A 2,850-nucleotide genomic window follows, 5' to 3' on the forward strand; every position below is an offset into this window, starting at 1 on the left:
GTGTACCAATCTGCTAAAAACGTCATGTACTCAATACCAGATTTCATAGTGCTTGCCTTCAATTCGCCCTTTAAAACGTAACTTGCAAAAATATTCCCCATAGTACTGTCTTCCCATCCTGGGCATACAATTGGCAAGTTTTTTTCGGCAGCTGCATACATCCATGAATCTTTTAAATCAATTTCATAGTATTGTTCTAACACCCCAGATAATAACATTTTGTACATATACTCATGCGGCAAATAACGCTCGCCATTTGCCTCGGCATCTTTCCATATTTTATGAATATGTTTTTGTAAACGACGGAATGCTTCATGTTCAGGAATACATGTATCAGTAACACGATTTAATCCTTTTTCAAGCAAATCCCATTCTTCTTGCGGCGTTAAATCGCGGTAATTAGGTACACGTTTGTAATGTGAATGTGCCACCAAATTCATAATGTCCTCTTCAAGGTTAGCACCTGTACAAGAAATGATATGTACTTTATCTTGACGAATCATTTCCGCAAAACTTTTTCCTAACTCAGCAGTACTCATAGCTCCTGCTAGCGACACTAACATTTTAGCACCAGAATCCAGCTGTGCTTCATAACCCTTTGCGGCATCAACCAAGGCAGCTGCATTAAAATGCAAATAATGGGTTTCAATAAATTGAGAAATTGGTCCTTTAGTAGTTGTCATCGTCATTAAATTTTATGGTATTCGTTTTTTGTTTTATTATAATTTATTGGTTGCTACTTTTGCGGCTTTCTTAATCACTTTTATTTCACGCTTTCCGTAACCTAATATATTAAGTAAGTCTTCACTTTTTTGTTGTTCGCAAAATAATTCTGTGGTAATATTTCCATTGGCATCTTTATCAATTAAAATATGCTTTGGCGACGGAATTAAGCAATGCTGTAAACCACCAAAACCACCAATAGTTTCTTGGTAAGCTCCAGTATTAAAAAACCCAATGTATAACGGTTTGTCTTTGTTATATTTTGGCATATAAATGGCGTTCATGTGTTGCTCACTATTGTAATAATCATCACTATCACAGGTTAATCCACCCAATAACACACGCTCATAACTATCCTGCCAACGGTTTACCGCCAACATAATAAAGCGTTTATTAATTGCCCAAGTATCTGGTAACGTTGTAATGAATGATGAGTTTATCATGTTCCATTTTTCACGATCGTTTTGTTGCTTTTGGTAAAGCACTTCGTAAATAGCGCCGCCACTTTCGCCAACGGTAAAACTTCCAAATTCTGTAAAAATGTTTGGTACATCAACATCTTCTTCCTCACAAGTTAATTTAATTTGATTGATAATTTCATCAATCATATACTCGTAATCAAACTCAAAAGCAAGTGAGTTTTTTATAGGGAATCCACCACCTATATTTAAACTGTTTAAAGTCGGACAAATCTTTTTTAAATTTGTATAAACCTTCAAACACTTTAATAATTCATTCCAATAATAGGCATTATCACGAATTCCTGTATTTATAAAAAAGTGTAACATTTTAAGTTCAACTTTCTTATTATTTGCAATCTGGTTTTTATAAAAAGGCACAATATTTTTATAACCAATGCCTAACCGCGAGGTGTAAAACTCAAATTTTGGTTCTTCTTCAGATGCTATTCTAATGCCAACACTAAATTTACCTTTTATTTCTTGAGATAATAATTCAATTTCTTCGTAATTATCAATAATAGGAATCGCGTTTTTATGGCCACTATTAATTAAACGCGCTATGTTTGTTACATACTGCGCCCGTTTAAAACCATTACTAATCACATACGTATCATTGGTGATTTTCCCTTCTTCCTTTAAGCGTTCCACAATATCAATATCAAAAGCCGAGGAGGTTTCAATATGAATATCATTCTTTAAAGCCTCATCCAAAACATGCTTAAAATGGCTGCTTTTTGTACAATAGCAATAGTTGTAATTCCCTTTGTAGTCATGCTTTTCAATAGCATTTGCAAACCACTTTTTAGCCTTGTTTATGTTATTAGAAATCTGTGGTAAATACGTAAACTTTAACGGTCCGCCATATTCTTTTATTAATTGCATTAAGTCAATGTCATGAAAATGCAATTGTCCTTTATCAACTTTAAATTCCTCTTGCGGAAATTCATAAGTCTGATTTATTAAATCAAAATATTTTGTATTCAATGTAAAAAAGTAAAAATTTAATTAATAGTGAAATGTAACTGATGTTTTAACTGGTTGTTAAATTAGTGAAAATAAATCAATTCAAATACGAAATTCCTTTTCGGTAGTAGGTACAAAGGCGTATTCATGCTGTATAGCATGTATAGGAGAAACGGAAGTTAGCTTTAAAATTCGGTTGCTTAATCGGTAAGCTGCTTTTGAGTATGACTTCCTAATTTTCAAAAGCCCGAACATATAAACATGGTTCAAAGTGTTCAGCTATTCTTAAGTAATTAACCTAAAAAGTGAGGCAAATGTAATTTATTTTTTAATGCGCCAAACGTTTTTAGCTTTTTTTTGAATTTTTTTTTGGACGTTACCACAAAGGTCGGGCTATCCGTTGCAAGTCCTCGTTCCTGTGGGCTTTCCACTACTATCCCTAACGCGGCATTGGTACTAAACTAGAAGCTTTAACATGTTTCATTATCATGTTAATTCATTATTTTTATAAAACTAAAAGAAAATAACATGAATCACCACATAAAATCTTTACGAACCTTTATTGGCGCAAAAAATTATAATCTTTCACGACAATTTTATAAAGATTTTGGTTTTGAAGAAATTGAAATCGATCCAAAAATGTCATTCTTTAAATTTGGCGATTTCGGGTTTTATTTGCAAAATGCCTACGTACGGAAATGGG

At 33.1% G+C, this 2,850-nt stretch carries 2 protein-coding genes; both read right to left on the bottom strand.

What is annotated here, in order from left to right:
* The coding region (locus tag WBN21_RS10905; protein ID WP_424200193.1) for a deoxyhypusine synthase family protein at positions 1–683 on the bottom strand (683 nt) is incomplete at its 3' end.
* 36 nt (positions 684–719) lie between these two features.
* On the bottom strand, positions 720–2,168 hold the full coding sequence (locus tag WBN21_RS10910) for an arginine decarboxylase (protein ID WP_424200195.1): 1,449 nt from the start codon (positions 2,166–2,168) through the stop codon (positions 720–722).
* Positions 2,169–2,850: the final 682 nt, after the last annotated feature.

It is taken from the genome of Algibacter sp. (assembly GCF_049667265.1).
Classification (GTDB): domain Bacteria; phylum Bacteroidota; class Bacteroidia; order Flavobacteriales; family Flavobacteriaceae; genus Algibacter_B.